This is a genomic window from Actinokineospora inagensis DSM 44258 (assembly GCF_000482865.1).
Lineage (GTDB): Bacteria > Actinomycetota > Actinomycetes > Mycobacteriales > Pseudonocardiaceae > Actinokineospora > Actinokineospora inagensis.
In genome coordinates, this window is the sequence record NZ_AXWW01000017.1 from 1 (window position 1) to 23,632 (window position 23,632).

22 protein-coding genes are annotated in these 23,632 nt (G+C 68.2%); 6 read left to right on the forward strand and 16 right to left on the reverse strand.

Annotation, left to right across the window (positions count from 1 at the left end):
* Positions 1-440: 440 nt before the first annotated feature.
* Both H504_RS0106930 and H504_RS0106935 read right to left on the reverse strand, forming a co-directional pair.
* A complete protein-coding gene (locus tag H504_RS0106930; protein WP_026422179.1) occupies positions 441-2,603 on the reverse strand; it encodes a 3-hydroxyacyl-CoA dehydrogenase NAD-binding domain-containing protein in 2,163 nt (720 codons plus the stop codon).
* A gap of 7 nt (positions 2,604-2,610) precedes the next feature.
* On the reverse strand, positions 2,611-3,825 hold the full coding sequence (locus H504_RS0106935) for an acetyl-CoA C-acetyltransferase (RefSeq protein WP_026422180.1): 1,215 nt from the start codon (positions 3,823-3,825) through the stop codon (positions 2,611-2,613).
* Positions 3,826-3,961: 136 nt separating this feature from the next.
* Here H504_RS0106935 and H504_RS0106940 point away from each other — a divergent pair, with 136 nt between their 5' ends.
* A complete protein-coding gene (locus tag H504_RS0106940; RefSeq protein WP_245614098.1) occupies positions 3,962-5,122 on the forward strand; it encodes a TetR/AcrR family transcriptional regulator in 1,161 nt (386 codons plus the stop codon).
* A gap of 199 nt (positions 5,123-5,321) precedes the next feature.
* Positions 5,322-5,786, forward strand: a complete 465-nt coding sequence (gene soxR, locus H504_RS0106945) for a redox-sensitive transcriptional activator SoxR (RefSeq protein WP_026422182.1) — start codon at positions 5,322-5,324, stop codon at positions 5,784-5,786.
* Between the two features lie 462 nt (positions 5,787-6,248).
* Here the strand turns inward: soxR and H504_RS0106950 are convergent, their stop codons facing one another.
* The 6 genes from H504_RS0106950 to H504_RS0106975 all read right to left on the reverse strand — a co-directional run bounded on the left by H504_RS0106950 (position 6,249) and on the right by H504_RS0106975 (position 11,566).
* On the reverse strand, positions 6,249-6,812 hold the full coding sequence (locus H504_RS0106950) for a hypothetical protein (RefSeq protein WP_157440257.1): 564 nt from the start codon (positions 6,810-6,812) through the stop codon (positions 6,249-6,251).
* Positions 6,809-6,967 carry a hypothetical protein gene (locus H504_RS41860; RefSeq protein ID WP_169735344.1) on the reverse strand — a complete coding sequence of 53 codons (159 nt, stop codon included), beginning with the start codon at positions 6,965-6,967 and terminating at the stop codon, positions 6,809-6,811. The genes H504_RS0106950 and H504_RS41860 overlap by 4 nt, the downstream gene beginning before the upstream one ends.
* Positions 6,967-7,569, reverse strand: coding sequence for an imidazoleglycerol-phosphate dehydratase HisB (gene hisB / locus H504_RS0106960; RefSeq protein WP_026422184.1), 603 nt, complete (start codon positions 7,567-7,569; stop codon positions 6,967-6,969). Before hisB ends, H504_RS41860 begins: the two co-directional genes overlap by 1 nt.
* Positions 7,569-8,666, reverse strand: a complete 1,098-nt coding sequence (locus tag H504_RS0106965) for a histidinol-phosphate transaminase (RefSeq protein WP_026422185.1) — start codon at positions 8,664-8,666, stop codon at positions 7,569-7,571. Before H504_RS0106965 ends, hisB begins: the two co-directional genes overlap by 1 nt.
* Complete coding sequence (gene hisD / locus H504_RS0106970) at positions 8,666-9,988, reverse strand: histidinol dehydrogenase (RefSeq protein ID WP_026422186.1); 1,323 nt, start codon at positions 9,986-9,988, stop codon at positions 8,666-8,668. The genes H504_RS0106965 and hisD overlap by 1 nt, the downstream gene beginning before the upstream one ends.
* A gap of 93 nt (positions 9,989-10,081) precedes the next feature.
* Positions 10,082-11,566 (reverse strand): ABC transporter substrate-binding protein, encoded by a 1,485-nt coding sequence (locus H504_RS0106975; protein ID WP_245614099.1) that lies wholly within the window; start codon positions 11,564-11,566, stop codon positions 10,082-10,084.
* 30 nt (positions 11,567-11,596) lie between these two features.
* On the opposite strand from H504_RS0106975, the gene H504_RS0106980 reads away from it, so the two are divergent.
* Complete coding sequence (locus H504_RS0106980) at positions 11,597-12,376, forward strand: carbon-nitrogen hydrolase family protein (protein WP_026422188.1); 780 nt, start codon at positions 11,597-11,599, stop codon at positions 12,374-12,376.
* A 196-nt stretch (positions 12,377-12,572) separates the two neighbouring features.
* On the opposite strand, the gene H504_RS0106985 is transcribed toward H504_RS0106980, so the two are convergent.
* On the reverse strand, positions 12,573-12,839 hold the full coding sequence (locus H504_RS0106985; protein ID WP_026422189.1) for a hypothetical protein: 267 nt from the start codon (positions 12,837-12,839) through the stop codon (positions 12,573-12,575).
* Between the two features lie 104 nt (positions 12,840-12,943).
* Between H504_RS0106985 and H504_RS0106990 the strand changes: the two genes are divergently transcribed.
* The 3 genes from H504_RS0106990 to H504_RS0107000 are packed head-to-tail and all read left to right on the forward strand — an operon-like array spanning position 12,944 to position 14,467.
* Positions 12,944-13,798, forward strand: coding sequence for a helix-turn-helix domain-containing protein (locus H504_RS0106990; protein ID WP_026422190.1), 855 nt, complete (start codon positions 12,944-12,946; stop codon positions 13,796-13,798).
* On the forward strand, positions 13,776-13,928 hold the full coding sequence (locus H504_RS39550; RefSeq protein ID WP_084467444.1) for a DUF397 domain-containing protein: 153 nt from the start codon (positions 13,776-13,778) through the stop codon (positions 13,926-13,928). Before H504_RS0106990 ends, H504_RS39550 begins: the two co-directional genes overlap by 23 nt.
* A gap of 41 nt (positions 13,929-13,969) precedes the next feature.
* The gene (locus H504_RS0107000) at positions 13,970-14,467 is read left to right on the forward strand and encodes a hypothetical protein (protein WP_026422191.1); all 498 of its coding nucleotides are present in this window, start codon (positions 13,970-13,972) and stop codon (positions 14,465-14,467) included.
* Between the two features lies 1 nt (position 14,468).
* On the opposite strand, the gene H504_RS0107005 is transcribed toward H504_RS0107000, so the two are convergent.
* The 7 genes from H504_RS0107005 to H504_RS0107035 all read right to left on the reverse strand — a co-directional run bounded on the left by H504_RS0107005 (position 14,469) and on the right by H504_RS0107035 (position 23,586).
* Positions 14,469-15,044 carry a TetR/AcrR family transcriptional regulator gene (locus H504_RS0107005; protein WP_026422192.1) on the reverse strand — a complete coding sequence of 192 codons (576 nt, stop codon included), beginning with the start codon at positions 15,042-15,044 and terminating at the stop codon, positions 14,469-14,471.
* A 10-nt stretch (positions 15,045-15,054) separates the two neighbouring features.
* Positions 15,055-16,206 carry an acyl-CoA dehydrogenase family protein gene (locus H504_RS0107010; protein ID WP_026422193.1) on the reverse strand — a complete coding sequence of 384 codons (1,152 nt, stop codon included), beginning with the start codon at positions 16,204-16,206 and terminating at the stop codon, positions 15,055-15,057.
* On the reverse strand, positions 16,203-18,101 hold the full coding sequence (locus H504_RS0107015; protein ID WP_026422194.1) for an acetyl/propionyl/methylcrotonyl-CoA carboxylase subunit alpha: 1,899 nt from the start codon (positions 18,099-18,101) through the stop codon (positions 16,203-16,205). Before H504_RS0107015 ends, H504_RS0107010 begins: the two co-directional genes overlap by 4 nt.
* A 5-nt stretch (positions 18,102-18,106) precedes the next feature.
* Positions 18,107-19,705, reverse strand: coding sequence for an acyl-CoA carboxylase subunit beta (locus H504_RS0107020; protein ID WP_026422195.1), 1,599 nt, complete (start codon positions 19,703-19,705; stop codon positions 18,107-18,109).
* 346 nt (positions 19,706-20,051) lie between these two features.
* A complete protein-coding gene (locus tag H504_RS0107025) occupies positions 20,052-21,227 on the reverse strand; it encodes an acyl-CoA dehydrogenase family protein (RefSeq protein ID WP_051385582.1) in 1,176 nt (391 codons plus the stop codon).
* Positions 21,182-22,816 (reverse strand): acyclic terpene utilization AtuA family protein, encoded by a 1,635-nt coding sequence (locus tag H504_RS0107030; protein ID WP_026422197.1) that lies wholly within the window; start codon positions 22,814-22,816, stop codon positions 21,182-21,184. Before H504_RS0107030 ends, H504_RS0107025 begins: the two co-directional genes overlap by 46 nt.
* Positions 22,813-23,586, reverse strand: coding sequence for a TIGR03084 family metal-binding protein (locus H504_RS0107035; protein ID WP_026422198.1), 774 nt, complete (start codon positions 23,584-23,586; stop codon positions 22,813-22,815). Before H504_RS0107035 ends, H504_RS0107030 begins: the two co-directional genes overlap by 4 nt.
* Positions 23,587-23,632 lie beyond the last annotated feature (46 nt).

The following is a 23,632-nucleotide window of genomic DNA, read 5'->3' on the forward strand; positions in this document are numbered from 1 at the left end:
GTGGTAACCGAATTCTCTCAAACGGACTGCCGCTTAGTTGATCAGGGGTAGTGCAAACTCGACCACTCCGACTCCTGAATAACCCTCACAGCCTAACCGACCCCACCGACAAGATCAGCACCCGCGCCCGGAGCATGATCAACCCACTCCAAAGCCCCGAATACACAGCCTAGCCGCGAGCACTAACAAGATCGCCCACCAGCCAAGAACCAAGATCAACCTCCGCACAAGCCCCCGATATACAGCCTAACTCGCCCCACCGACAAGATCAGCCACCCACCCAGCACTCATGATCAACCTGAACATGAGCCCCCAAATACACAGCCTAGACGAACCCACCGACACCCCCAGATGCATGATCCAGATCCATGCCCCAAAGCCCCGCACAAACGCCGCTGCCCGCCGCCCCGAAACCAGGACGACGGGCAGCGGAACACCAACTACACGTACAACTCCCCCGCCTCAGCTTTACCCACCAACGACGCAGGCGGCTCAAACCGCTCCCCATAAGCCGCCGCCAACTCGCGAGCCCGCGCCACAAACCCCGCAGGCCCCCCTTCGTACCCGTTGATGAACTGGATGATCCCCCCGGTCCAGGCCGGGAACCCGATCCCAAAAATGGACCCGATATTGGCGTCCGGCACCGTCCGCAGGACGCCTTCGTCGAAGCACTTCACCGTTTCCAGCGCCTCGGCGAACAGCATCCGGTCCTGCATGTCCTGGAACGGGATCTCCACACTCCCCGACCCGAAAGCGGAAGTCAGCCCAGCCCACAACCCGGCCCGCTTCCCCGACTCGTACTCGTAGAACCCCGCCCCCGCCGACCGTCCCTTGCGGTCGAACTCCAGCACCATCCGGTCCAGCACCCCATCCGCCGGATGCGCGGGCCAATCCCCACCGGAAGCCTCAACAGCGGCCCGCGCCTCGTCCCGGATCTTGCGCGGCAGCGTCAGAGTCAGCTCGTCCAGCAACTGCAGCGGCGGCGCCGGGTATCCGGCCTGCGTGCCCGCCTGCTCGATCGACGGAATCGCGATGCCCTCTCCCACCATTGCCAGGGCCTCGTTCATGAACGTCCCGATAACCCGGCTGGTGAAGAACCCGCGGCTGTCGTTCACCACGATCGGCGTCTTCTTGATCTGCAGCGCGTAGTCGAACGCCTTGGCCAGTGCGGCGTCCGAGGTCTTCTCGCCGACCACGATCTCCAGCAGCGGCATCTTGTCCACCGGCGAGAAGAAGTGCAGCCCGATGAAGTCCTCCTGCCGCTTCACCCCTTCGGCCAGCCCGGTGATCGGCAACGTCGAGGTGTTCGACCCCAGCAACGCGTCCGGCGCGACGAGGTCCTCGATTTCCCCGAACACCTTCTTCTTCAGCTCGGGGCTCTCGAAAACGGCTTCCACCACCAGATCCACGCCTGCGACATCCTCAGCGGACGCGGTCGGCTTGATCCGGGCCAACACCTCGTCGGCCTTGGCGCGGGTGATCTTGCCCCGGTCGACTGCCTTCTCCAGCAGTTTCTCCGAGTACGCCTTGCCCTTTTCGGCCGATTCCAGCGTCACGTCCTTGAGCACGACCTCAATGCCCGCCCGCGCACTGGAGTACGCGATCCCGGCGCCCATCATCCCGGCGCCCAGCACCGCCACCCGCTCGACGACGTGCTTTTCGATGCCGTCCGGCCTGCTGTTGCCCTTGTTGATGGCCTGCAGGTCGAAGAAGAACGCCTGCGTCATGTTCTTCGACACCTGGCCGACGGCGACATTCACGAAGTACTGGGTCTCGATGCGGGTCGCCGTGTCGATGTCGACCTGCGCGCCCTCGACGGCGGCGGCGAGGATGTTGCGCGGTGCGGGCATCGGGGCGCCCTTGAGCTGCTTGCGCAGGTTCGCCGGGAACGCGGGCAGGTTGGCGGCGAACTTCGGGTTCGACGGGGTCCCGCCGGGGATCTTGTAGCCGTCGGTGTCCCAGGGCTGCCTGGCCTCGGGATTGGCCTTGATCCACGCCTGCGCGGCGGGGATGAGCTCATCCGGCGACGACACGAGCTCGTCGACCAGTCCCAGCTCCAACGCCTTCGCGGGCTTGTGCCGCTGCCCCTGCAGCAGGACGTTGAGCAGCGCGTTCTGGATGCCCAGCATCCGCACCGTCCGGGTGACACCGCCGCCGCCCGGCAGCAGACCCAGGGTGACCTCGGGCAGGCCGATCTCGACCCCGCGCGCGTCCACCGCGATCCGGTGGTGGGTGGCCAGCGCGATCTCGTAGCCACCGCCGAGCGCGGCGCCGTTGATCGCGGCGACCACCGGCTTGCCGAGCAGCTCCAGCCGGCGGAAGAAGTCCTTCATGGTGTTGACCGTGACCGTCATCTCGGCGGCGTTCTCCGGCCGCGCCCGGATGAGCTGGTTGAGGTCGCCGCCCGCGAAGAAGGTCTTCTTGCCCGAGGTGATGATGACGCCGGTGATGCTGTCCTTCTCGGCCTCCAACCGCTCCACGGTCGCCGCGAAGGACGTCCGGAACAGGTCGTTCATCGTGTTGGCGCCCTGGTTGGGGTCGTCCATCGTCAGCGTGACGATGCCGTCGGCGGCGGACGCCCAGCCGATCATGTTGTCGCTCATGCCGTCCTCAGACTCGCTCGATGATGGTCGCGACGCCCATGCCGCCGCCGATGCAGAGGGTGACCAGGCCGCGGCGGGCACCCCGGCGCTCCAGCTCGTCGAGCAGGGTGCCGGTGATCATCGCGCCGGTCGCGCCGAGCGGGTGGCCCATGGCGATCGCCCCGCCGTTGACGTTGATCTTGTCGTGCGGGATGCCCATGTCCCGGGTGAACTTCAGCACCACGGCCGCGAACGCCTCGTTGAGCTCCCAGACGTCGATGTCGTCCGGGGTCAGCCCGGCCAGCCGGAGCGCCTTGCGGGCGGCCGGGGTGGGACCGGTGAGCATGATCGTCGGCTCGGCACCGGTGACCGCGGCGGACACGATCCTGGCCCGCGGGGTGAGCCCGGCGGCCTGACCGGCGGCCTCGGTGCCGACCAGCACGACGGCGGCGCCGTCCACGATGCCGGACGAGTTCGCGGCGGTGTGCACGTGGTTGATCTTCTCCACGGCGTGGTAGCGCTGCAGGGCCACCGCGTCGAACCCGCCGTACTCGCCGATGTCGGCGAACGACGGCTTGAGCTTGCCCAAGCCCTCCACGGTCGACTCGGGCCGCATGTGCTCGTCGTGGTCGAGCAGGACGACGCCGTTGCGGTCGCGCACCGGGACCACGGACTTGGTGAAGTAGCCCGCCGACCACGCCGCGGCGGCCCGGCGCTGCGACTCGACGGCGTACGCGTCCACGTCGTCGCGGCCGAAGCCCTCGATGGTGGCGATGAGGTCGGCGCTGACCCCCTGCGGGACGAAGTACGTGTCGTAGTTCGTCTCCGGGTCGTTGAACCAGGCGCCGCCGTCGGAGCCCATCGGCACCCGGGACATCGACTCGACGCCACCGGCCACGATCAACTGGTTCCAGCCGGAGCGGACCTTCTCCGCGGCCGTGTTGACCGCCTCCAGGCCGGACGCGCAGAACCGGTCGATCTGCAGGCCCGCGACGGTGTCCGGCAGGCCAGCGGCCAGGGCGGCGCTGCGCGAGATGACCGAGCCCTGGTCGCCGACCGGGGAGACCACGCCCAGCACGATGTCGTCGATGGTGGCCGGGTCCAGGTCGGGGTGGCGGGCCGTGAGCTCGTTGAGCAGGCCGACGACCAGCGAGATGGGCTTGACCCCGTGCAGTGAGCCGTTCCGCTTGCCGCGCCCGCGCGGCGTGCGGACCGCCTCGTAGATGAAGGCCTCGGTGCTCACGCTCGTCCTCTCTCACAGCTTGGGCTGGCGCTAATGCCCATTAACATACTCGCGAGTATCGCCTGGTTGTCAACGACGAGTCCGGCGCTTAACGTGGTAACTCCGCTCTCACTCACACCCGGTAAGGAGGTGCCTGGTGCCACCGGGCACGCGCCGCAACCGGAAGGGTCAACTCGCCGAGGCCGCCGCCGACCTGTTCGGCCGCCGCGGCTACCACGCGGTCGGGGTGAACGACATCGCCGCCGCCGCGGGCGTCACCGGCCCCGCGCTCTACCGGCACTTCCAGAACAAGCAGGACGTGCTCGGGTTCGTGCTGCTCAGCGGCATCGACAAGCTGACCGACCGGCTGGCGCCGCTGGTCTCGGCCTGCGCCGCGGACCCGGCCGCCTTCGAACCGCTGCTGCGGGCCACCGCCGAGGTCTCGATCGAGCAACGAGCGCTCACCGCCCTGTGGCGGTGGGAGGGTCGGAACCTGCACGAGGCGGACAAGAAGGAAATCCGACGACGGGTGGGGGCACTGCTCGGGCAGGTCGTCGCCGGGATGCGGCTGCTGCGGCGACCGATGACCCCGGCCGAGGCCGAACTGACCTGCTTCGCCGCGCTGAGTGTCTTCGGCAGCGTCGGCGACCACCGGGTGACGCTGCCGATGCCCGTGTTCGCGCCGCTGCTGGCCGGGCTGGCCGACGCCGTCATCCGCGCGCCGTTGGCTACCGGCACAGTTAGCGCCAACTGGCGCGTTGGCCCTACCCAGACTCGGCGCGAGGAACTGCTAACGGCTGCGACAAGGCTATTCCGCGACCGGGGCTTCTTGGCCGTCAGCATGGAGGACATCGGCGCGGCCACGGGCATCGCGGGCCCTAGCGTCTACCGCCACTTCGCGTCGAAATCCGACATCCTGCTCGCCGCGAGCCGCCGTATGGCCGACCGGCTCCGTTGGGGCCTAGAGGACTCGCTGGCATCGGCATCTTCGGCCGCCGACGCACTACAGCGACTTACCCGATCCTATGTAGACACCGTTATGCGCTCCGACGACCTTATCGCCGTCTACACCACGGAGCTGGCGAACCTACCGGAGCGGGATGGTCGAGAGTTGCGGGCACTGCAACGAGGTTACGTCGCCGAATGGGTTCGACTACTACGTGAGGCCCAGCCAGACCTGAGCGAGCCAGCCGCCCGCGTCACCGTGCACGCGGCGCTGACAATCGTCAACGACCTTCCCCGCACCGCGCGCCTCGCCTCCCGTCCGGCATTGGCCGCCGAACTCACCGGTTTGGCCGTGGCGGTGCTCGGCGTCTAGTTGTTGGCCGCGTTGAAGCGGTATGGACCGGCCATTACGGGGCCACTGTCACCATGGGTGCCCACCGTGGAAACCGATTGTGCACAGGTCACCCCGGGCAAGCACGTGTTCCACCTGAGCGCGAACGGCGTTTGGCCCACCGCGCACGTGCCGACCGGCTACCTCGTCCATGCTGGAGGTACCCGGTAGGGTCGGTGGGGTGTCCAAACTGCCCGACGCCCTGACCATCGGCGAGGTCGCCGACCGCAGCGGGGTCCCGCACACCGCGCTCCGCTTCTACGAGGAACGCGGCCTGATCGCCGCCGAGCGCACCGCGGGCAACCAGCGCCGCTACCCGCGCGCCGTGCTCCGCAGGCTGGCCTTCATCCGCACCGCGCAACGGGTCGGCCTCAGCCTGGAGGAGATCCACGAGGCCCTGGACACCCTCCCCGAACGCCGCACCCCCACCAAGGTCGACTGGGCCCGCCTGTCCAAGACCTGGCGAGGTGAACTGGAGGCCCGCATCGACTCCCTGCAACGCCTCCGCGACAACCTCACCTCCTGCATCGGCTGCGGCTGCCTGTCCCTCAAGTCCTGCACCCTGATGAACGACGACGACCAACTCGCCACCTTCGGCCCCGGCGCCCCAAAACTCAAGGCCGCCACCGAGGGCGGAATCGGCTGAGCACACCAGGAAGATCAACAGCCCCGAGCAGCCCCCGTTTTCCAGCCTACCCAGACACCCCGCCCAACCTCGACCGCCGCACACGGCCCTGTGGACACCCCCACACCATGTGGACAACGCGAACCGCAGTCCCGGCTGTCGACCGCCGTCCATCTACGCCGGTTAGCTCGACCGGAGCCATGACGTCCCGGAGCCATGACGTCACAGGGGAAGCCGCGCCCGCCCGGTCAGTCACCGACCCGCCGGCACAGCCCTACCCCAGGCGAACCAGACGCCCCGCAGTCCCAGTCAGCCACCACCTACTGAGCCAACCCGCCATCTGGCCCGGCACCCCCAGCCCCATCCACAGCCAGACACCGCCCGCTTGTCCTCCCCCCAACTCGCCCAGTACTTTGGGATTCAGGGGATGCTCCGCCCTCCATCCACATCCCCAAAAGTGCCGCACAACCCATTCGAGCGAGTTCAACGCCCCAGCAGGTCCACCACGACCGGCCGTCTCGGCCGGGTCACCCGAACACCCTGCAGCACCGTCCACGCCATCGCCGCCATGGCGATGACCACGCCTGATCCGGCGACCGGGTCGGGGAACAGCAGGCGCGGGGAAACGACGCCGAGCACCAGCACCGCCACGAAGATCACCGCGGGCGCGATGATCACGCGGGCCTTGCTGGGCATCCGTCGCGCGCTGCTCACCGGTACCGACTTGTCCACGTCGCCTGCGTCGATTCGGACCAGGATTTCCGCTTCCTCCGGCAATCCTGCCGCGTCGAACAGGTCCACGGCGGACGCGGCGGTCACGTCGAGGTAGGCGGCGCCGCCGTAGGTCTTGATGCCGTCGTCGGTCCACTTGAGACCGACACCGCCCACCGACGACCGGACTTCGGCGAGTGACTGCTCGTCCGGTGGGTTGGGGCCGACCACGAAAACACCTTCCGGGGTGGGCACCAGCACCCGTGGCCGCAGGCCGGTGAGCTTCGCGGACACCTCGTCGAGCGGCAACCGCACCCACACGGCTGCCCGTTTCACGAGGTGTACCAGGCGATCGCGCCACCCAACGCGACCAGGGTCAGCACCGCGAGGACCCCGGCCATGACCTTGGCCGTCTTCCACGTCGTGTACGCGCCGCCCGCCAGGATGCCCGCCAACGCGACCAGCCCGATGACGATGACTTCTTTCGGCACTACAGCACACCCTTGGTCGACGGGATACCACCGATGCGCGGGTCCGGCTCCACCGCGGCCCGCAACGCGCGCGCGAAAGCCTTGTACTCGGCCTCGGTGATGTGGTGCGGATCCCGACCGTGGATCACCCGTAGGTGCAAGGCGATCTGCGCGTGGAAGGCGATCGACTCGAACACGTGTCGGTTCAACACCGTCGGATAATTGCCGCCGACCGTGAAACCCACCATCACCTCGGGCTCGCCGGTGTGCACACAGTACGGACGGCCGGACGCGTCGATCGCCGCGTGTGCAAGGGTTTCGTCCATCGGGATCCACGCGTCACCGAACCGGCGGATGCCCTTCTTGTCCCCCAAAGCCGACCGAAGCGCCTGGCCGAGCACGATCGCGACGTCCTCGACCGTGTGGTGGGCGTCGATGTGCGTGTCGCCGGTGGCGCGGACGACCAGGTCCAGGGCGCCGTGCGTGCCGAACGCGGTCAACATGTGGTCGTAGAACGGAACGCCGGTATCGATCTCGACCTTACCGGAGCCATCCAGGTCGACCTCGACCAGGACGGTGGACTCCCGGGTGATCCGCTCGACGCGGCCGACGCGGTTGCTCATCACACGATCTCCTTGCTGGCGGCCAGGAACGCGTCGTTCTCCGCCGGGGTGCCCACGGTGACCCGGAGGTGCCCGGGGATGCCGACGTCCCGGATCAGCACACCTTGGTCCAAATAGGACTGCCAGGCGGACCGGGGGTCGGCGAACTGTCCGAAGAGGATGAAGTTGGCGTCGCTGGGCACGACGGTCGCGCCGAGCCCGGTCAGCTCGGCGACGACCCGGTCGCGTTCGGCGGCCAGGGCGTGCACGGAGGCGAGGGTTCGCGACGCGTGCCGCAACGCGGCGCGGGCGGCCGCCTGGGTCAGCGCCGAGAGGTGGTACGGCAGGCGCACCAGCAACAACGCGTCGACCACGGCGGGAGCCGCCGCGAGGTAGCCGAGGCGCCCCCCGGCGAACGCGAACGCCTTGCTCATGGTCCGGCTGACGATGACCTTCGTGGGGAACTCGTCGATCAGGTGGACCGCGCTGCGCTGCGGCGAGAACTCGGCGTAGGCCTCGTCCACGACCACGATCCCGGACGCGACCTCGACCAGGGTCCGCAGGTCGGCCAGCGGGACGGACTGCCCGGTCGGGTTATTCGGGCTGGTGACGAAAACGACGTCGGGTTTACGCTCGGTGAGCACTTCGGCGGCGGCCTCGACGTCGAGTGAGAAGTCCGCGCGCCGGGGGGTCGGCGCCCATTCGGTGCGGGTGCCCGCCGCGATGATCGGGTGCATCGAGTACGACGGCTCGAACCCCAGTGCCGACCGCCCCGGACCACCGAACGCCTGCAGGATCTGCTGCAGGATCTCGTTGGACCCGTTGGCGGCCCACAGGTTCGCCGTCGTCAGCGGCGCCCCGGTCGACTCCGCCAGGTAACCGGCCAGGTCGGCACGCAGAGCGACGGCGTCACGATCGGGGTACCGGTGCAGGGTGCCCGCGATCTCGGCGACGGCTGCCGTGATGTCCGCGACCAACTCCGGCGGCGGCGGGTACGGGTTCTCGTTGGTGTTGAGCTGGTACGGCACGTCCAACTGCGGGGCGCCATAGGGAGAACGTCCACGGAGGTCTTCGCGCAGCGGTAGGTCTGTCAGTGCCGCGCGCTCGCCCGGGGCCATCACCCGAGGTCCTGGAAACGGGCGGTGACAGCCTGACCGTGCGCGGGCAGGTCTTCCGCCTCGGCGAGCGCGACGACATGCCCGGCGACCTCGCGCAGGGCGTCCTCGCTGTAGTCGATGACGTGGATGCCGCGTAGGAACGTCTGCACCGACAGCCCCGACGAGTGCCGCGCGCAGCCACCGGTCGGCAGCACGTGGTTGGACCCCGCGCAGTAGTCACCCAGCGACACCGGCGAGTACGCGCCGACGAAAATCGCCCCCGCATTACGCACCCGGGCCGCCACCGCGCGCGCATTGGCGGTCTGGATCTCCAGGTGCTCGGCCGCGTACGCGTCGACCACCAGCAGCCCGTCCTCCACAGTGGACACGAGCACCACGCCGGACTGCGGCCCGCCCAACGCCGTGGCCACCCGCTCGCTGTGCCGCGTCGCCTTCACCTGCGCCGCCAACTCGACGTCGACCGCGTCCGCCAACTCCACCGAGTCGGTGACCAGGACGCTGGCGGCCAGCGGGTCGTGCTCCGCCTGACTGATCAGGTCGGCCGCCACGTGCACCGGGTCGGCCGTCGCGTCGGCCAGGATCGCGATCTCGGTCGGCCCCGCCTCGGAGTCGATCCCGATCAACCCGCGCAGCAGCCGCTTCGCCGCCGTGACGTAGATGTTGCCCGGCCCGGTGATCATGTCGACCGGGTCCAGCGCCGCCGCGTCGGTGTCGGTGCCGCCGTAGGCCAGCAGCGCCATCGCCTGTGCCCCGCCGACCGCCCAGACCTCGTCCACCCCGAGCAGCGCCGCCGCCGCCAGGATCGTCGGGTGCGGCCGCCCACCGAAGTCGGCCTGCGGCGGCGAACACACCACCAGCGACTCGACCCCAGCGGCCTGCGCTGGCACCACGTTCATGACCACACTGGACGGATACACCGCCAGCCCACCCGGCGCATACAACCCGACGCGAGCGACCGGTACCCAGCGCTCGGTCACCGTGCCCCCCGGCACGACCTGGGTGGTCACATCCCTGCGCCGCTGGTCCCCGTGCACCTTCCGCGCGCGGTCGATCGACTCCTCCAGCGCCGCCCGGACCGCTGGTTCCAGCGTCTCCAGGGCCGCCGTCAGCTCACCGACCGGCACCCGCACGGACTCGGCGCGGACGCCGTCGAACTGCTCGGTGTAGTCGAGCGCCGCCGCGACACCCCGGGTCCGCACGTCCTCAACAATCGGTCGCACCCGATGCAGGACCGCGTCCACGTCGACCTCGGCCCGGGGCAGCGCGGTGCGCAGCGCCACGGGCGACGGGACGGCGGAACGCAGGTCGGTGCGCGAGAGCATGGGGTCCTTCCATCGACGGGACCGGACCAGGATAGGCGGCGTGCTACGTCCGGTGGCCACCCGGTACCGCAGGTCACAGCCCTCGGCGCTCGGTCAGTTGGGGGTCCAGCCCTGCAGGTTCCACCAGGGCCCCCACGTGTAGTCCGCCCCGGTCGCGTCGACCACCGGCGTGTACCCGGTCCAGTTCTCGCGGAGCACATAGGTGTGGGTAGGCACGGCGAGTACGACCATTGCCGGCGCGGTGGCGTAAGAGCGCTGCATGGCGCGGTAGGCCACGGCGCGCGCGGCAGGGTCGAGAGCCGTACGGGCCTCATCCAGGTCTTTGGCGACCTGCCCGCCCGTAGTGTGCAGAGTCGAATAGAGGGCGGTATCCGGGTCGAAGGGGTCACCGAAGGTCACCAGGGCGGGTTGGGTCTTGTTCCCGGCCTCAGCGGTGACCTTGATCCCTACCGCAGCGGCAGCGTCGGCGAACGCACCTGCCAGATCACGCGAGGTGACATCGGTGCCCGGATAAGACAGCGTGAACTCTGCACGAGTCCCCGCCCGTACGCGCACACCGTCCGCCCCGGGCACCCACCCGGCAGCGTCCAATGTCGTCTTGGCCCGGGTGACGTCGTGCTCGATGACGGTCCCCGGCTCGATGAACTCGGCCAGGGCGGGAGGCATCGGTAGCGACAACGGCTGCCCCTTGCCGAGTAGCGCCTTGTTCACCGCGTCCTGCCGGTCCACGGCGAGGTTGAGGGCCAACCGGAAGGCCGGGTCCGCGGTGACCCCTTGGTCCGAGAACGACACGGCGCGCATGTCCGCGCCGCGCTGTTCGACGACGGTTAAACCGCCTCCGAAGCCCCGTGACAGTTGCGCGGGCAGCTCCGTACCGTCGAGCTTGCCGTCCCGCATGCGTTGCGCGCGGAGTTCGTCGTCGGGAATGAACTCAAGGGTGACGGTCGTGATCGCGGGCCGCCCACCGAAGTAGGCCTTGTTGGCCGTGAGCACCAACCGCTGCCCTTGCTGCCACGACGACACCTCGTAGGGACCCGTACCGACCGGCTTCTGCGGTGTGCTTGTCTGCGCCGGTATACCCAGCACCAGCAGGTCCAGGAAAGCCGCATAGGGCCGGGACAGGTCGAACCGGACGGTGGTCTTGTCGACGCTGGTGACCTTGCTCAGCATCCAGAACCGGTCGTGCAGCGGCGAGTCGGCCACCTTGCCGTAAGCGGCCACCACGGCTGCGGCGTCGAACGCGCTACCGTCGGTGAACGACACGTCGTCCCGTAGGTGCGCGGTCCAACTGAGGCCGTCCGCGCTCGGTAGGGGCAACGCGGTGGCCAGCGTGGCTTTCATAGTGCCGCCGGGCTGGTGCTCGACCAGACCGTCATAGATCTTCGCGGCACCATACGGCGCGTAACCCTGCAGGGGGTCCAGCGAAGCGGGCTCGTGCGCCACACCGATCACCAACGACGTCCCGGCCGGATCACCGGACGCGGGTGGGGTCGGGTCGGGGGTGCACGCGGTCACGGCAAGAAGTCCCGCGAGAGCGATGACGAGACCCGGTCGGCGCGGCAGGATCGACACAGGCACCGACACTAGCCGACCACCCAGGGAGCCCTCGTGCGCGTAGCGCTCTGTCAGATCAGTTCCAGCCCCGACCCGGCCGCGAACCTCGACCAGGTCCGGACGCACGTCCGGCACGCGGCGGCCCAGGGCGCCCGGATCGTGCTGTTCCCCGAGGCGACCATGGCGAACTTCGCCGTGCCGCTGGGCCCGGTCGCCGAGCCGCTGGACGGACCGTGGGCGCAGGCCGTCCGGGAGATCGCCGACGACGCGGGTGTGGTGGTCGTCGCGGGCATGTTCACCCCATCCGCTGACGGCAGGGTGGTCAACACACTGCTGGTCACCGGCCAGGGCCACCACCTCGGCTACGACAAGATCCACCTGTTCGACGCGTTCGGCTTCCAGGAGTCCCGCACCGTCGCCCCCGGCTCCGACGTGGTCACCTTCGACCTCGACGGCACCACCTTCGGCCTCGCCACCTGCTATGACATCCGCTTCCCCGAGCTGTTCCGCGCCCTCGCCGACAAGGGCGCGACGGCGGTGCTGCTGGGCGCGTCCTGGGGTGCCGGGCCGGGCAAGCGGGAGCAGTGGGAGCTGCTGGTCCGCGCCCGCGCGCTGGACTCGACGTCGTGGGTGCTCGCCGCAGGCCAAGCGGACCCCGGTCCGTCCACCGGCACGGCCCCACTGGGCATCGGCTACAGCACGGTCGCCAACCCGAAGGGGGAGGTCGTCGCCCAGTTGGCGGACACCCCCGAGGTCCTGGTGGTCGACATCGACGAGACAACGGTCGACGAAACCCGCCAGGTCATCCCCGTCCTGGCCAACCGCAGGCTGTAATCGCCCCCGTCCGCTCGCTGGCACGTAAATCCCTGAGTGATTCCGGTTGGGTGGGAAATACGTGCCAGCGGGGACCATGGGGTTGGTTACTCCGTGAATGGACCACCCCCTGCCGGAATTGTGGTCGAATCCGCGAGATTTCGACTCATCGCGGCGCAAGTGCAGGTGCGGCGAGGTCCCACGCTGCCGATGGTGCTCACTCGGGTTTGCTGACCGGCACGACGTCTCGTGCCATGGCGATCATGGCTTCGCGACCCGACTTCTGGTACTCGGCCATCAGGTCGCCCATGGCGTCGCCCAGGCACGATACAATGCGCAACAGCATCTCCAGGCCTGCGGTCATGGCGAACGAGTTCGTGCTGGCCTCGAACCGCATCTCCACCTCGTCACCCTGGAGCTCGTAGCTGATCTCGGTGCCCGGTCGCACCTTGGCGTAGATGTCGACGTCCGGATTGCGCAACACTGGCCACTACCTCCACTATTTGCCACACGATGCGGTGTCTCCGCCTCGGAGCACTGAAGCTAGGGCGTTGCCCACCCAGACAGAAACCCCCGGGAGGACTCCCCGTGCCGAGCGGCAACCACAAGCCGGCGTCCCCGAAGGACCGTGTTCTAGGCGCCGAGCTGAAGACGATCCGCCTAGCCGCCGGTCTGAGCCTCGGGGACGTGTGCAAGGCAATCGGTTACAACGAGTCCACCCTCAGCCGAGTCGAGCGTGGGCTACGCAGCATTTCACCCGAACTGGTGGCCATCCTGGCGATGGTCTACAAGCTCCCGCACGCACGTCGGGACGAGATGGTGGCCCGAGCCAAGGAAACACCCAGCCTCGGTTGGTGGTCAGGGCGGTCAGACGGCATCCCTGCCCTGTTGTCCCACGAGGGGGAAGCCCGGCAGATAGTCGACTGCGACCCGACCATGATCCCCGGACTCCTGCAGGCTCGGGGATACATCGAGGCCATCGGGCGAGATTGGGGCTTCAATGACGAACAGATTGCCGAGATGACAAGGATTCGTCTTGCCCGCCAAGCGATGTTGGACGATCCGCTGTTTGAGTACTCGGCGCTGATCGGCTCGCGAGCGATCCAGACATCGTTCTGCACCCCGGAGAATCATGTTGCACAGCTCCACAAACTCATCCGGTTGAGCGACAGGCCAAATGTGACAATCCGGATCGTGCACCGGCCAACATCGTTGATGTTCACCGCCTGGCACCTCATGCGGTTCAACCAACTCAGCCCGGTCGTCCACCTGGAACACTATCATTCGTCGACCTACCTCTACGACGAAGAAACCGTGCCCTACACTGAGATCAAGCGATCTTTGGACAAGCTCGCACTCACCGAGCAGGCGACCAAAGAGATGATCCAGGCCGAGCTTGAGGGCATACTCGGGAGTCACCATGAGGTTCAAGAAGTCGACTAAGTCCGTCGTGGAGAGCAACTGTGTCGAGGTGAGCAACACCCTCCGTCACCTGCGCGACAGCAAGAACCCCACCGGCCCCCTGCTCATCGTCAACGTCCCCGCCCTGATCCACCACCTCAAATCCGTCTAGATCGGTTTGCGCTGCGCCCACACCCCCACAAACCTGGGCTCATGCGCATCCTCACCACTGTCGCCGCCGTCATCGCCTGCTTGGTCGGTTTGGCCGGCCAAGCCTCCGCCACCGGTTCCCTCCCCGCACCCACCCTCATCACCGCCGCCAAGGAGCACGCCCCACCCGGCAGCACCTTCCGCGCCCTCACCGCCGTCTTCGCCACCCCCACCAGCGACCCCGACGACGTCACCGAGTGGCACGCCGCCTTCACCACCCCCACCGGCGGCATCCAGCTCACCTACACCCCCGCCGGCGACTACGTCTCCACCACCACCTGGGCCGCCCCGGCCGCGAACAGCCCCGACGACGTCACCATGACCCAGTGGGAAGCCAACGACCTCCGCCTCGACGCGGGCGCCACCGGCGACTTCACCGAGCTGACCCTCGCCCAGCCCGCCGCCGAACCCCTCTACACCTTCTGCCTCGCCGACACGCACACCACCGTCGGCGTCGGCACCCGTTCCAAGCAGGTCCAGGCCGACCTGGCCCCCTGCTGACCTACGCCAGCACCCGTTCCAGCACCTCCGCCCACTCCGCCAGCACCCGGCTGCGCCGCTTCGAGTCGTCCGTGAGCAAGTTCGCCAGGCCGAGGCCGCGCGCCATGTCCAGCGTCGCCTGCACGACCTCCCGGACCCCCGGCCGCGACTCGTCCGCGCCCAGCGCCTCGACCGCCCACCGGTGCGCCTCGCGGCCGACCCTCGTCTCCAGGGGCACGACCTGATCCCGCAACTGCCCGTCCGATGCCGCCGCGACCCACAGTTGCAGCGCGGCCTTGAACAACTTCCCCGCGTACATCTCCCCAATAGCTTCGACCACCAGGGCGACAGTGGGGGCGGCGGGCAGCCCTGAGCGGAGAGAGTTCACCCGTTCGGTGGCCACGTAGTCGATCGCGGCGGTGAACAGGTCCTCGCGGGTCGGGAAGTGGTGCTGGGCCGCCCCGCGCGAGACGCCCGCGCGTTCGGCGACGACGGACACCGTGCTCCCGGTCCACCCGACCTCGGCGAGGCAATCCACCGCCGCCTCCAGCAGGCGCTGACGGGTGACGCGGCTGCGGTCCTGGCGCGGTTCGGCCACCCCGGCTCCCTCAGTACGACTTGGGCAGTCCCAGGCTGAACTGCGCCACGAAGTTCAGGATCATCTCGCGGCTCACCGGGGCGATCCGGGTCAGCCGGGCCGCCGCGACGAGCGCACCGAGACCGTACTCGCTGGCCAGACCGTTCCCACCGTGGGTTTGCACCGCCGCGTCGACGGCGTGGATGGCGGCCTCGGCGGCGGCGTACTTGGCCATGTTCGCGGCCTCACCGGCGGCCATGTCGTCGCCGGAGTCGTAGAGCCACGCGGCCTTCTGCGTCATCAGCTTGGCCAGGTCGAGCTCGATCTTGGCCTGGGCGAGCGGGTGCGCGACGGCCTGGTGGGCGCCGATCGGCTGCTGCCACACCTGCCGCGTCTTCGCGTAGTCCACCGCCTTGGCGAGCGCGAACCGGCCCATGCCCACGGAGAACGACGCGGCCATAATGCGCTCCGGATTAAGACCCGCGAACAATTGCATCAAGGCGGCGTCCTCGGAGCCGACCAGGGCATCCGCCGGTAACCGGACGTCGTCCAGGAACACCTGGAACTGGTAGTCCGGGGTGATGATGTCCATCTCAATCTTGCGGTAGGACAACCCGGGCGCGTCGGTCGGTACGACGAACAGCGCAGGTTTTAGCTTGCCGGTCTTAGCGTCGCCGGTACGGCCAACGATGAGCACGGCGTGCGACTCGTCCACGCACGAGATGAACGTCTTGCTGCCGGTAAGAGACCACGCGTCCCCGTCACGGCGGGCCGTGGTGGTGAGGCGGTGGGAGTTGGAGCCCGCCTCAGACTCGGTGATGGCGAACGCCATGCGCAGCGAACCGTCAGCCAGGCCCGGTAGCCACCGCTGCTTCTGCTCGTCGGTGCCGAACCGCGCGATGATGGTGGCGCAGATGGCGGGAGACACGACCATCTGGAACAGCGGGCAACCGGCGGCGGCCAACTCCTCGCACACAGCGGCGAGGTCACCGATCCCACCACCACCGCCACCGTACGACTCGGGGACGTTGACACCGATATAGCCGAGCTTGCCCGCCTCGTTCCACAGCTCCGTGGTGTGGCCGCCCGTACGTGCTGCCTTGAGCAGGTACTCCTGTCCGTACTTGCGACCCAGCTCCCCCACCGCGTCTCTTAACGCTTGACGCTCCTCGGACTCGATCACTGGCCCTCCTTGGCTGCGACTACGGCTAGCACCCGACCCACGTCTACTACGTCTCCCGCGCTGACAGGTAGCTCAGTGACGACCCCGTCCGCTGGGGCGTCCACGCGATGCTCCATCTTCATCGCCTCTATCCACAACAGTGGCTGTCCGGCGGTAACGCTGTCGCCCGCTCTTACCGCCATCCGCACCACGGTGCCCGGCATGGGGGCGAGCAGAGAACCCGCCTGGACCTGGGTCGACGGGTCGGGGAACCGGTCCGGCATGGCGAACGTGACCGAACCCCGAGCGGTATCAACAAACGACCAGCCAGGCACCCGGTTGACCCGGAACCGGTGCACGACCCCGTTGACGGCCAGCCGGACCACAGTCGGCGTCGCCTCAACGAGGTCGATGTCACCTGCCAGACCAGCGCGGGTGAGGCGGTAGCGGACCTCGTGGTCACCAACCTGCTTGATCTGCGGCTGGGCGACTACATTGCGCCAACCACTGGGGATTCGGCCGAGCACCTTGGCGTCGGCCCGATTTGCCTCGGCGTCGGCCAGAGCTGCGGCAAGGGCAGCCAGCGCTTCGCTTTCCTTGTCCAGCAGGGGTTTGGTGACATCGTGGCTGGTGAGGAACGCCGTGGTGGTATCGCCGTTGACGAACGCCGGATGTGTGAGAACGCGGACCAGGAGATCGCGGTTCGTGGTGACGCCGTGGATCGTGGCGTCAGTGAGCGCTTTCGCGAGGATTCTTGCTGCGGTTCCACGTTCCGGCGCGTGCGCGATGACTTTCGCGAGCATGGGGTCGTAGTGCACCGTCACTGTCGAGCCCGATTCGACGCCGGAGTCAATGCGGACGGCGCCTTTGGGGATCTCGAAACGGTACAGGGTGCCGCTTTGCGGGCGGTAGTCGTTGGCCGGGTTCTCGGCGTAGAGGCGGGCTTCGATGGCGTGACCGGTGGTGGCGGGCGGGTCGGCCGGAAGTTCTCCGCCTTCGGCGATGGCGAGTTGCAGGCGGACGAGGTCGAGTCCGGTGACCAACTCGGTAACCGGGTGCTCGACCTGGAGTCGCGTGTTCATCTCCAGGAAGTAGAACCGGTCGTCGTCCGCGAGGAACTCGACCGTGCCCGCCCCGGTGTACCCGACGGCCTCAGCGGCGGCTTTCGCTGCCGTGAAAAGCTTTTCCCGCATGCCCGGGGTCCGTTCGACCAGCGGCGAAGGCGCCTCTTCGACGACTTTCTGGTGCCTGCGCTGGATCGAGCATTCCCGCTCGCCGACCGCCCAGATCGTGCCGTACTGGTCAGCCATGATCTGAACCTCGATGTGGTGGCCGTTCTCGAGGTACGGTTCGCAGAACACGGTCGGGTCGCCGAATGCCGAAACCGCCTCGGACCGGGCCGTTTTCAGCTCACCCGCCAGGTCGCCGAGGTCGCGCACAATCCGCATCCCACGACCACCGCCACCCGCCGACGCCTTGATCAGCAGCGGCAGGTCACCGCGGGTCGGATTGTCCACTTCAGACAGAACGGGGACACCCACCTCGGCGACCAGCCGCTTGGACTCGATCTTGGAGCCCATCCGGGCGATGACCTTGGGCTCCGGGCCGACCCAGATCAGGCCCGCGTCCACCACAGCCCGCGCGAAGTCGGCGTTCTCGGACAGGAAGCCGTAGCCGGGGTGAACGGCGTCGGCACCGGCGTCGAGCGCGGCCTGGACGAGGGCGTCCGCGCGGAGGTAGGTCTCGGCGGGGGTGACGCCGGGGAGCCGCACGGCGAGATCCGCTTCTCGCGCGTGCGGGGAATCGGCGTCCGCATCGGAGAAAACCGCCACCGTCGTGATTCCCAACGCGCGGGCGGTGCGGAAAATCCTGCGGGCGATCTCGCCGCGATTGGCGACCAAGAGGCTGGTGATCACGGCGGTCACATCCGGAAGACGCCGAAGCCGTCGGCGCCCTTGATCGGTCCGGAATGGACGGCCGACAACGCCATACCCAGCACGGTTCGGGTGTCTCGCGGGTCGATGATGCCATCGTCGTAGAGCATTCCGGACAGGAACATCGGCAATGACTCCGCCTCGATCTGGTTTTCCACCATGGCCCGCATCGCCGCGTCGTGTTCCTCGTTGTACGGCTGGCCGCGCTTTTCCGCACCCTGCCGCATGACGATCGAGAGCACACCGGCCAACTGCGCTGGCCCCATCACCGCCGATTTCGCGCTGGGCCAGGCGAACAGGAACCTCGGGTCGTACGCGCGGCCGCACATCCCGTAGTGCCCCGCCCCGTACGAGGCGCCGACCAGGACCGAGATGTGCGGCACCGCTGAGTTCGACACCGCGTTGATCATCATCGCGCCGTGTTTGATGATGCCACCCTGCTCGTATTCCTTGCCGACCATGTAGCCGGTTGTGTTGTGCAGGAACAACAGCGGAGTGTCGGTCTGGTTGGCCAACTGGATGAACTGGGTCGCCTTCTGCGCTTCCTGGCTGAAGATGACCCCGCGCGCATTGGCCAGGATACCAACCGGATAGCCGTGGATCTGTGCCCACCCGGTCACCAAACTGGTGCCGTACAACGGTTTGAACTCGTCGAACGCCGACCCGTCCGCCACCCGTGCGATGATCTCCCTCGGGTCGAACGGCGTTTTCAGGTCGCCGGGGACGATGCCCAGCAGGTCTTCCGGGTCGTGGTCGGGCTCGGCGTAATCGTCCGCCGGTGGCGGCCCCAGTTTCTGCCAGTTGAGCCGGCCCACGATCCGACGCCCGAGCCGAATCGCGTCCCGCTCGTCTTCGGCCAGGTAGTCGGCGAGGCCCGAGGTGCGGGCGTGCATCTCCGCGCCACCCAGTTCCTCGTCGTCCGCCTCTTCCCCGGTGGCCATCTTCACCAGCGGCGGCCCGCCCAGGAACACCTTGGCGCGGTTCTTCACCATCACCACGTGGTCCGACATCCCCGGCAGGTACGCGCCCCCCGCCGTCGAGTTCCCGAACACCACCGCCACCGTCGGAATTCCCGCCGCCGACGCCCGCGTCAAATCCCGGAACGTCCGCCCCCCGGGTATGAAAATCTCCTTCTGCGTCGGCAAATCCGCCCCACCCGACTCCACCAGGTTGATCGTCGGCAACCGGTTCCGCGCCGCGATCTCCGCCGCCCGAAACCCCTTCCGCATCCCCCACGGATTGATCGCCCCACCCTTGACCGTCGGATCACTGGCGCTGATCACGCATTCGACACCGGCCACCACCCCAATCCCGGTGACCAGGCTCCCGCCGACCCGGTACTCCGACCCCCACCCCGCCAACCCCGACAACTCCAGAAACGGCGAATCCGCGTCAACCAGGAGCTCAACCCGCTCCCGCGCCAACAACTTCCCCCGCCCGCGATGCCGCTCGACGTATTTCTCGCCACCCCCCGCGACGGCCTTCGCGTGCTCCGCGTCCAGCTCCGCCACCTTCGCCAGCATGCTGTCCCGGTTGCCCCGAAACTCAGCCCCACCGGTGTCGACAGCCGATCGCAGTCCCGTCACACCCCCACCGTCGCACGCACTACCGCACTTTTCAAGCATGCACGCTTGATTGTTTCTCCCGCCACCCCACCCCCCACCAGACACGCCGCCGCCCCACCCACCCGCCCCGATCCACCACCCCAGCTATTGACATCTCCCCATCCGCCCCCAGACAGGACCCCACCCACCCGGGGCCCGGGGCCCCATTCCTGAACCTAGCGCAACCCGCGACCTGTCAAGAGCCTCAGCGAAAACCTGGGGACAACCGCGCCGCATGTGGATAACTCGTGTCGATCCGCCGTCTGGCGGAGCAGTGCGCCAAGGGGCAGCCACCTGCGGTCGGCCAAGTCGCGCACCCGGCAGCTCGTCAGGCGTAGCCGAGGCGTTTGGCGGCGAGGAGGGTCATGATCTCTGTTGTGCCGCCGCCGATGGCCAGGAGGCGCATGTCGCGGTAGTGGCGTTCTACTTCGGACTCGCGCATGTAGCCTGTGCCGCCGTGGAGTTGGACGGCTTCGCGGACGACCCATTCGCCTGCTTCTACGGCGGTGTTCTTGGCGAAGCAGACTTGGGCGATGACGTCCTCGCCCGCTACGTGGCGGGTGGCGGTTTCGCGGGTGTAGGCGCGGGCGACGTCGATGCGGCGGGTCATTTCGGTGAGGGTGACCTGCACGGATTGACGGGAGATGAGTGGGCGGCCGAAGGTGGACCGGGTTCGGCACCAGTCCAGGGTCAGGTCGAGGGCGCGTTGGGCGGCCGCGTAGGCCTGGACGGCCAGGGTGAGGCGTTCGGCGACGAAGTTCTGGGCGATGTGGGCGAAGCCGGTGTTCTCGGCGCCGACCAGGTTTCGCACGGGAACCCGACAGTCGACAAAGGACAGTTCGGCGGTGTCCGAGCACCGCCAGCCCATCTTGTCGAAGCGGCGGCCGACACTGAATCCGGGCGTGCCCTTTTCGATGACCAGAAGAGATATGCCGTGGGCGCCCGGGTCACCGGTTCGGACAGCAGTGGTGACGAAGTCGGCGCGGGCGCCGGAAGTGATGAAAGTCTTGGTGCCGTTGACAAGGTAACAGTCACCTTCGCGGCGGGCGGTAGTCCGAATACCGGCGACGTCCGAACCGCCCTCGGGTTCGGTGATGGCCAGGGCGCCGATCATCTCCCCGGCCAGGGTGGGGCGCACCCAGCGGTCGAGTTGGCAGGCGGCGACCAGGTGCGGCACGGCGATTCCGCAGGTGAACAAGCCCGCGATGAGGCCGCCGGAAGCACCGGCGTAGTGCATTTCCTCGACGATGACCATGGCGTCGATGAGGTTGCCACCCTCGCCGCCTGCCTCAACCGGAAAGGCGGCACCGAGGAGACCGAGTCGGGCCGCTTTTCGGTGCAGGGAAAGGGGTAATTCACCGGCGGATTCCCAGTCGTCCAGATGGGGGAGGACTTCGGCGGCCATGAATCGGCGGACGGTGGCACGTAGTTCGCGGCGTTCGGGAGTGTCGAACGGGTTCACAGGAACACCTCCGGAATGTCCGCGTGCCGGGCGCGTAGCCATTCGCCGAGGGCCTTGGCCTGTGGGTCGAATCGGGTCGCGGCGGCCACTCCGGCGCCGAGCAGGCCGTGGACCACGAAGTTCACGGCGCGCAGGTTGGGCAGCGGGTGTCGTTCGACCGGCAGGTCGGCGGTCTCGGGGAGCAGGTCGCGGAGCCGGTCGACGGTGAGTTCGCCGATGAGCCACGGGTAGGCGGCCGGGTCGCGGACCCAGACGCCGAGGTTGGCGTCGCCGCCCTTGTCGCCGGATCGGGCACCGATTACCGAGCCGAGCGGAAGTCGTTTCGTGGCACCGAATTTCGCCGATTCGACGGAGATCACCCGGGGTGCGACCGGGGCGCCCGCCGTCCACGGGATCGGTTCGCGGGTGCCATCCGGAAGAACGGCGACGTGCTCGACGACCGACGGGTCGACGTATTCCGGGCGGTAGACGCCAACGGGAGTTCCGTCGGACGGCGGGGCAGTCAGGGTGAACCCGGGATAGCTGGCGAGGGCCAACTCGACTGTCGCGCGGGAAAAGGCTTTGGCGACGGCCGGATCGGACGTCTTGACGGTGGCGTGCAGGAGCGCGCTGGCGGTTTCCTCCGTATCGGCGTCTTCGTGTTCGGTTCGAGCGAGTGTCCAGGTAATCCCGTCGAAGCCCAGTTGCCGTTTTACCAGATCGGCTTTGCGTTCGATATCGAGTCCACAGAGGACAAAGGTGGCGCTGTTGCGGAAACCGGCGAGGGTGTTGACGCAGACTTTGATGGTCTCCGGCGGCGGTCCGCCCCGAACTCCGCTGATCCGCACCCGATTCGGGCCATCGTCGGTAAGAGCGATCGTGTCGAACTGGGTGGTGACGTCCGGACCGAGGTAATCCGCGCCTTGGATCTCATACAACAGTTGCGCTGTAACGGTTTCCCGGGTTACCGCGCCACCGGTCCCGTCGTGCTTGGTGATGACCGACGAACCGTCCTCATAGACCTCGGCTATCGGAAATCCCGGTCGTTGAGCGTCGATCTCGCCGAAGAACGAGAAGTTGCCGCCGGTGGCCTGCGTGCCGCACTCGATGACGTGCCCGGCGACAGTCGCGCTCGCGAGCTGGTCGAAATCCGTTGGCCGCCAACCGAAATGCGCGGCGGCCGGGCCGACGGCCAAAGACGCGTCGGTCACCCGACCCGTGACGACAATATCGGCCCCGGCGCGAAGACAAGCCGCGATCCCCCACGCGCCGAGGTAGGCGTTCGCCGTGAGCGCGCCGTCGAAACCGCGGCCGAGCAGGTCGTCGCCGGAAACACAGGCGACCTTGAGGTCAATTCCCCGCGAAGACGCCAAGTCGCGAATCTTGTCGGCGAGACCGGCCGGGTTCAGGCCGCCCGCGTTGGTGACGATCTTGACGCCCCGGGCCGCGTCCAGCGACTGGTCCAGTTGCCGCAGGAAGGTTTTCGCGTAACCCGCCGCCGGGTCCGCCAGCCGTTGTCGGCCCAGGATCAGCATGGTCAACTCGGCCAGGTAGTCGCCGGTGAGGACGTCAAGGTCGCCGCCGGTCAGCATCTCGTGGACGGCCTCGAACCGGTCACCGTAGAACCCCGACGCGTTGCCGATGCGGATCATGACCTGGCGCGCCCCACCCCGGGCGGACCGGCGAACGCCTGCGCGATCCTCAACCAGTCGGCCGCTTCCGCGCCGACGGCGATGAGGGCCGTGTCGTCCCGGTGCACGCGTTGGGTGACCAGGCGGCAGAAGTCCAGCGCGTCCCCGGTCACCCGCTGCCCCGCGTCGACCGGTCCCCATGTCCACAGCTCGCCGCCGGGCGCCCGCAACTCGATGCGGAACTCGCGGGCCGGGACCGGTAGTTCCCTTATCAGGTATGCGAAATCTCTTGTCCTTACCCCCAGATGGGCGACATGCCGCAACCGAGCAGTGGGCACACGCACTACGCCGAGCGCGTCCGCGACATCGCCCGCGTGCGCCCAGGTCTCCATGATCCGCGCGGTCGCCATCGATGCCGGGTTCATCGGCGGGCCGTACCAGGGCAGCTTGCCGTCGGCCCACGCCAGCGCGTCCGCCAACGACGTCCGCAGGGTCCGCCAGCGGCTCAGGAGGGCGTCCGGGGCGAGTCGCGCACCCTCGTCAGCCCCTCGGTCCACGAATCCACCTGGATCGGTGATGGCGGCCACGGCGGCGGTGAACCTGTCCGGATGGGTCGCGGCGAGCAGCGCCTGTTCATCGGTCCAGGCGAGGTGGGCGATCTGGTGCGCGACGGTCCACCCCGGGGCCGGGGTCGGACGCCGCCACTCGTCCGGCGGCAGGGCGGTGACCAGGGCGTCCAGTTCGGCGCCCTCCGCTTCGAGGTCGGTGAGCAGCGCGGACAGATCGATCACCCTCCCACCGTGGCACGGGCCTGGCGGAGTTTCAAGCAGTCATGCT

Excerpts from the sequence above, each read along its gene's own strand:
- H504_RS0106930 (WP_026422179.1), bottom strand. The coding sequence starts at position 2,603 with ATGAGCGACAACATGATCGGCTGGGCGTCCGCCGCCGACGGCATCGTC.
- hisB (WP_026422184.1), bottom strand. The coding sequence starts at position 7,569 with ATGAGCAACCGCGTCGGCCGCGTCGAGCGGATCACCCGGGAGTCCACC.
- H504_RS0107030 (WP_026422197.1), bottom strand. The coding sequence starts at position 22,816 with ATGATCCGCATCGGCAACGCGTCGGGGTTCTACGGTGACCGGTTCGAG.
- H504_RS0106965 (WP_026422185.1), bottom strand. The coding sequence starts at position 8,666 with ATGGCCCCGGGCGAGCGCGCGGCACTGACAGACCTACCGCTGCGCGAA.
- H504_RS0107000 (WP_026422191.1), top strand. The coding sequence starts at position 13,970 with ATGCGCATCCTCACCACTGTCGCCGCCGTCATCGCCTGCTTGGTCGGT.
- H504_RS39550 (WP_084467444.1), top strand. The coding sequence starts at position 13,776 with ATGAGGTTCAAGAAGTCGACTAAGTCCGTCGTGGAGAGCAACTGTGTC.
- H504_RS0107025 (WP_051385582.1), bottom strand. The coding sequence starts at position 21,227 with ATGGCTACGCGCCCGGCACGCGGACATTCCGGAGGTGTTCCTGTGAAC.
- hisD (WP_026422186.1), bottom strand. The coding sequence starts at position 9,988 with ATGCTCTCGCGCACCGACCTGCGTTCCGCCGTCCCGTCGCCCGTGGCG.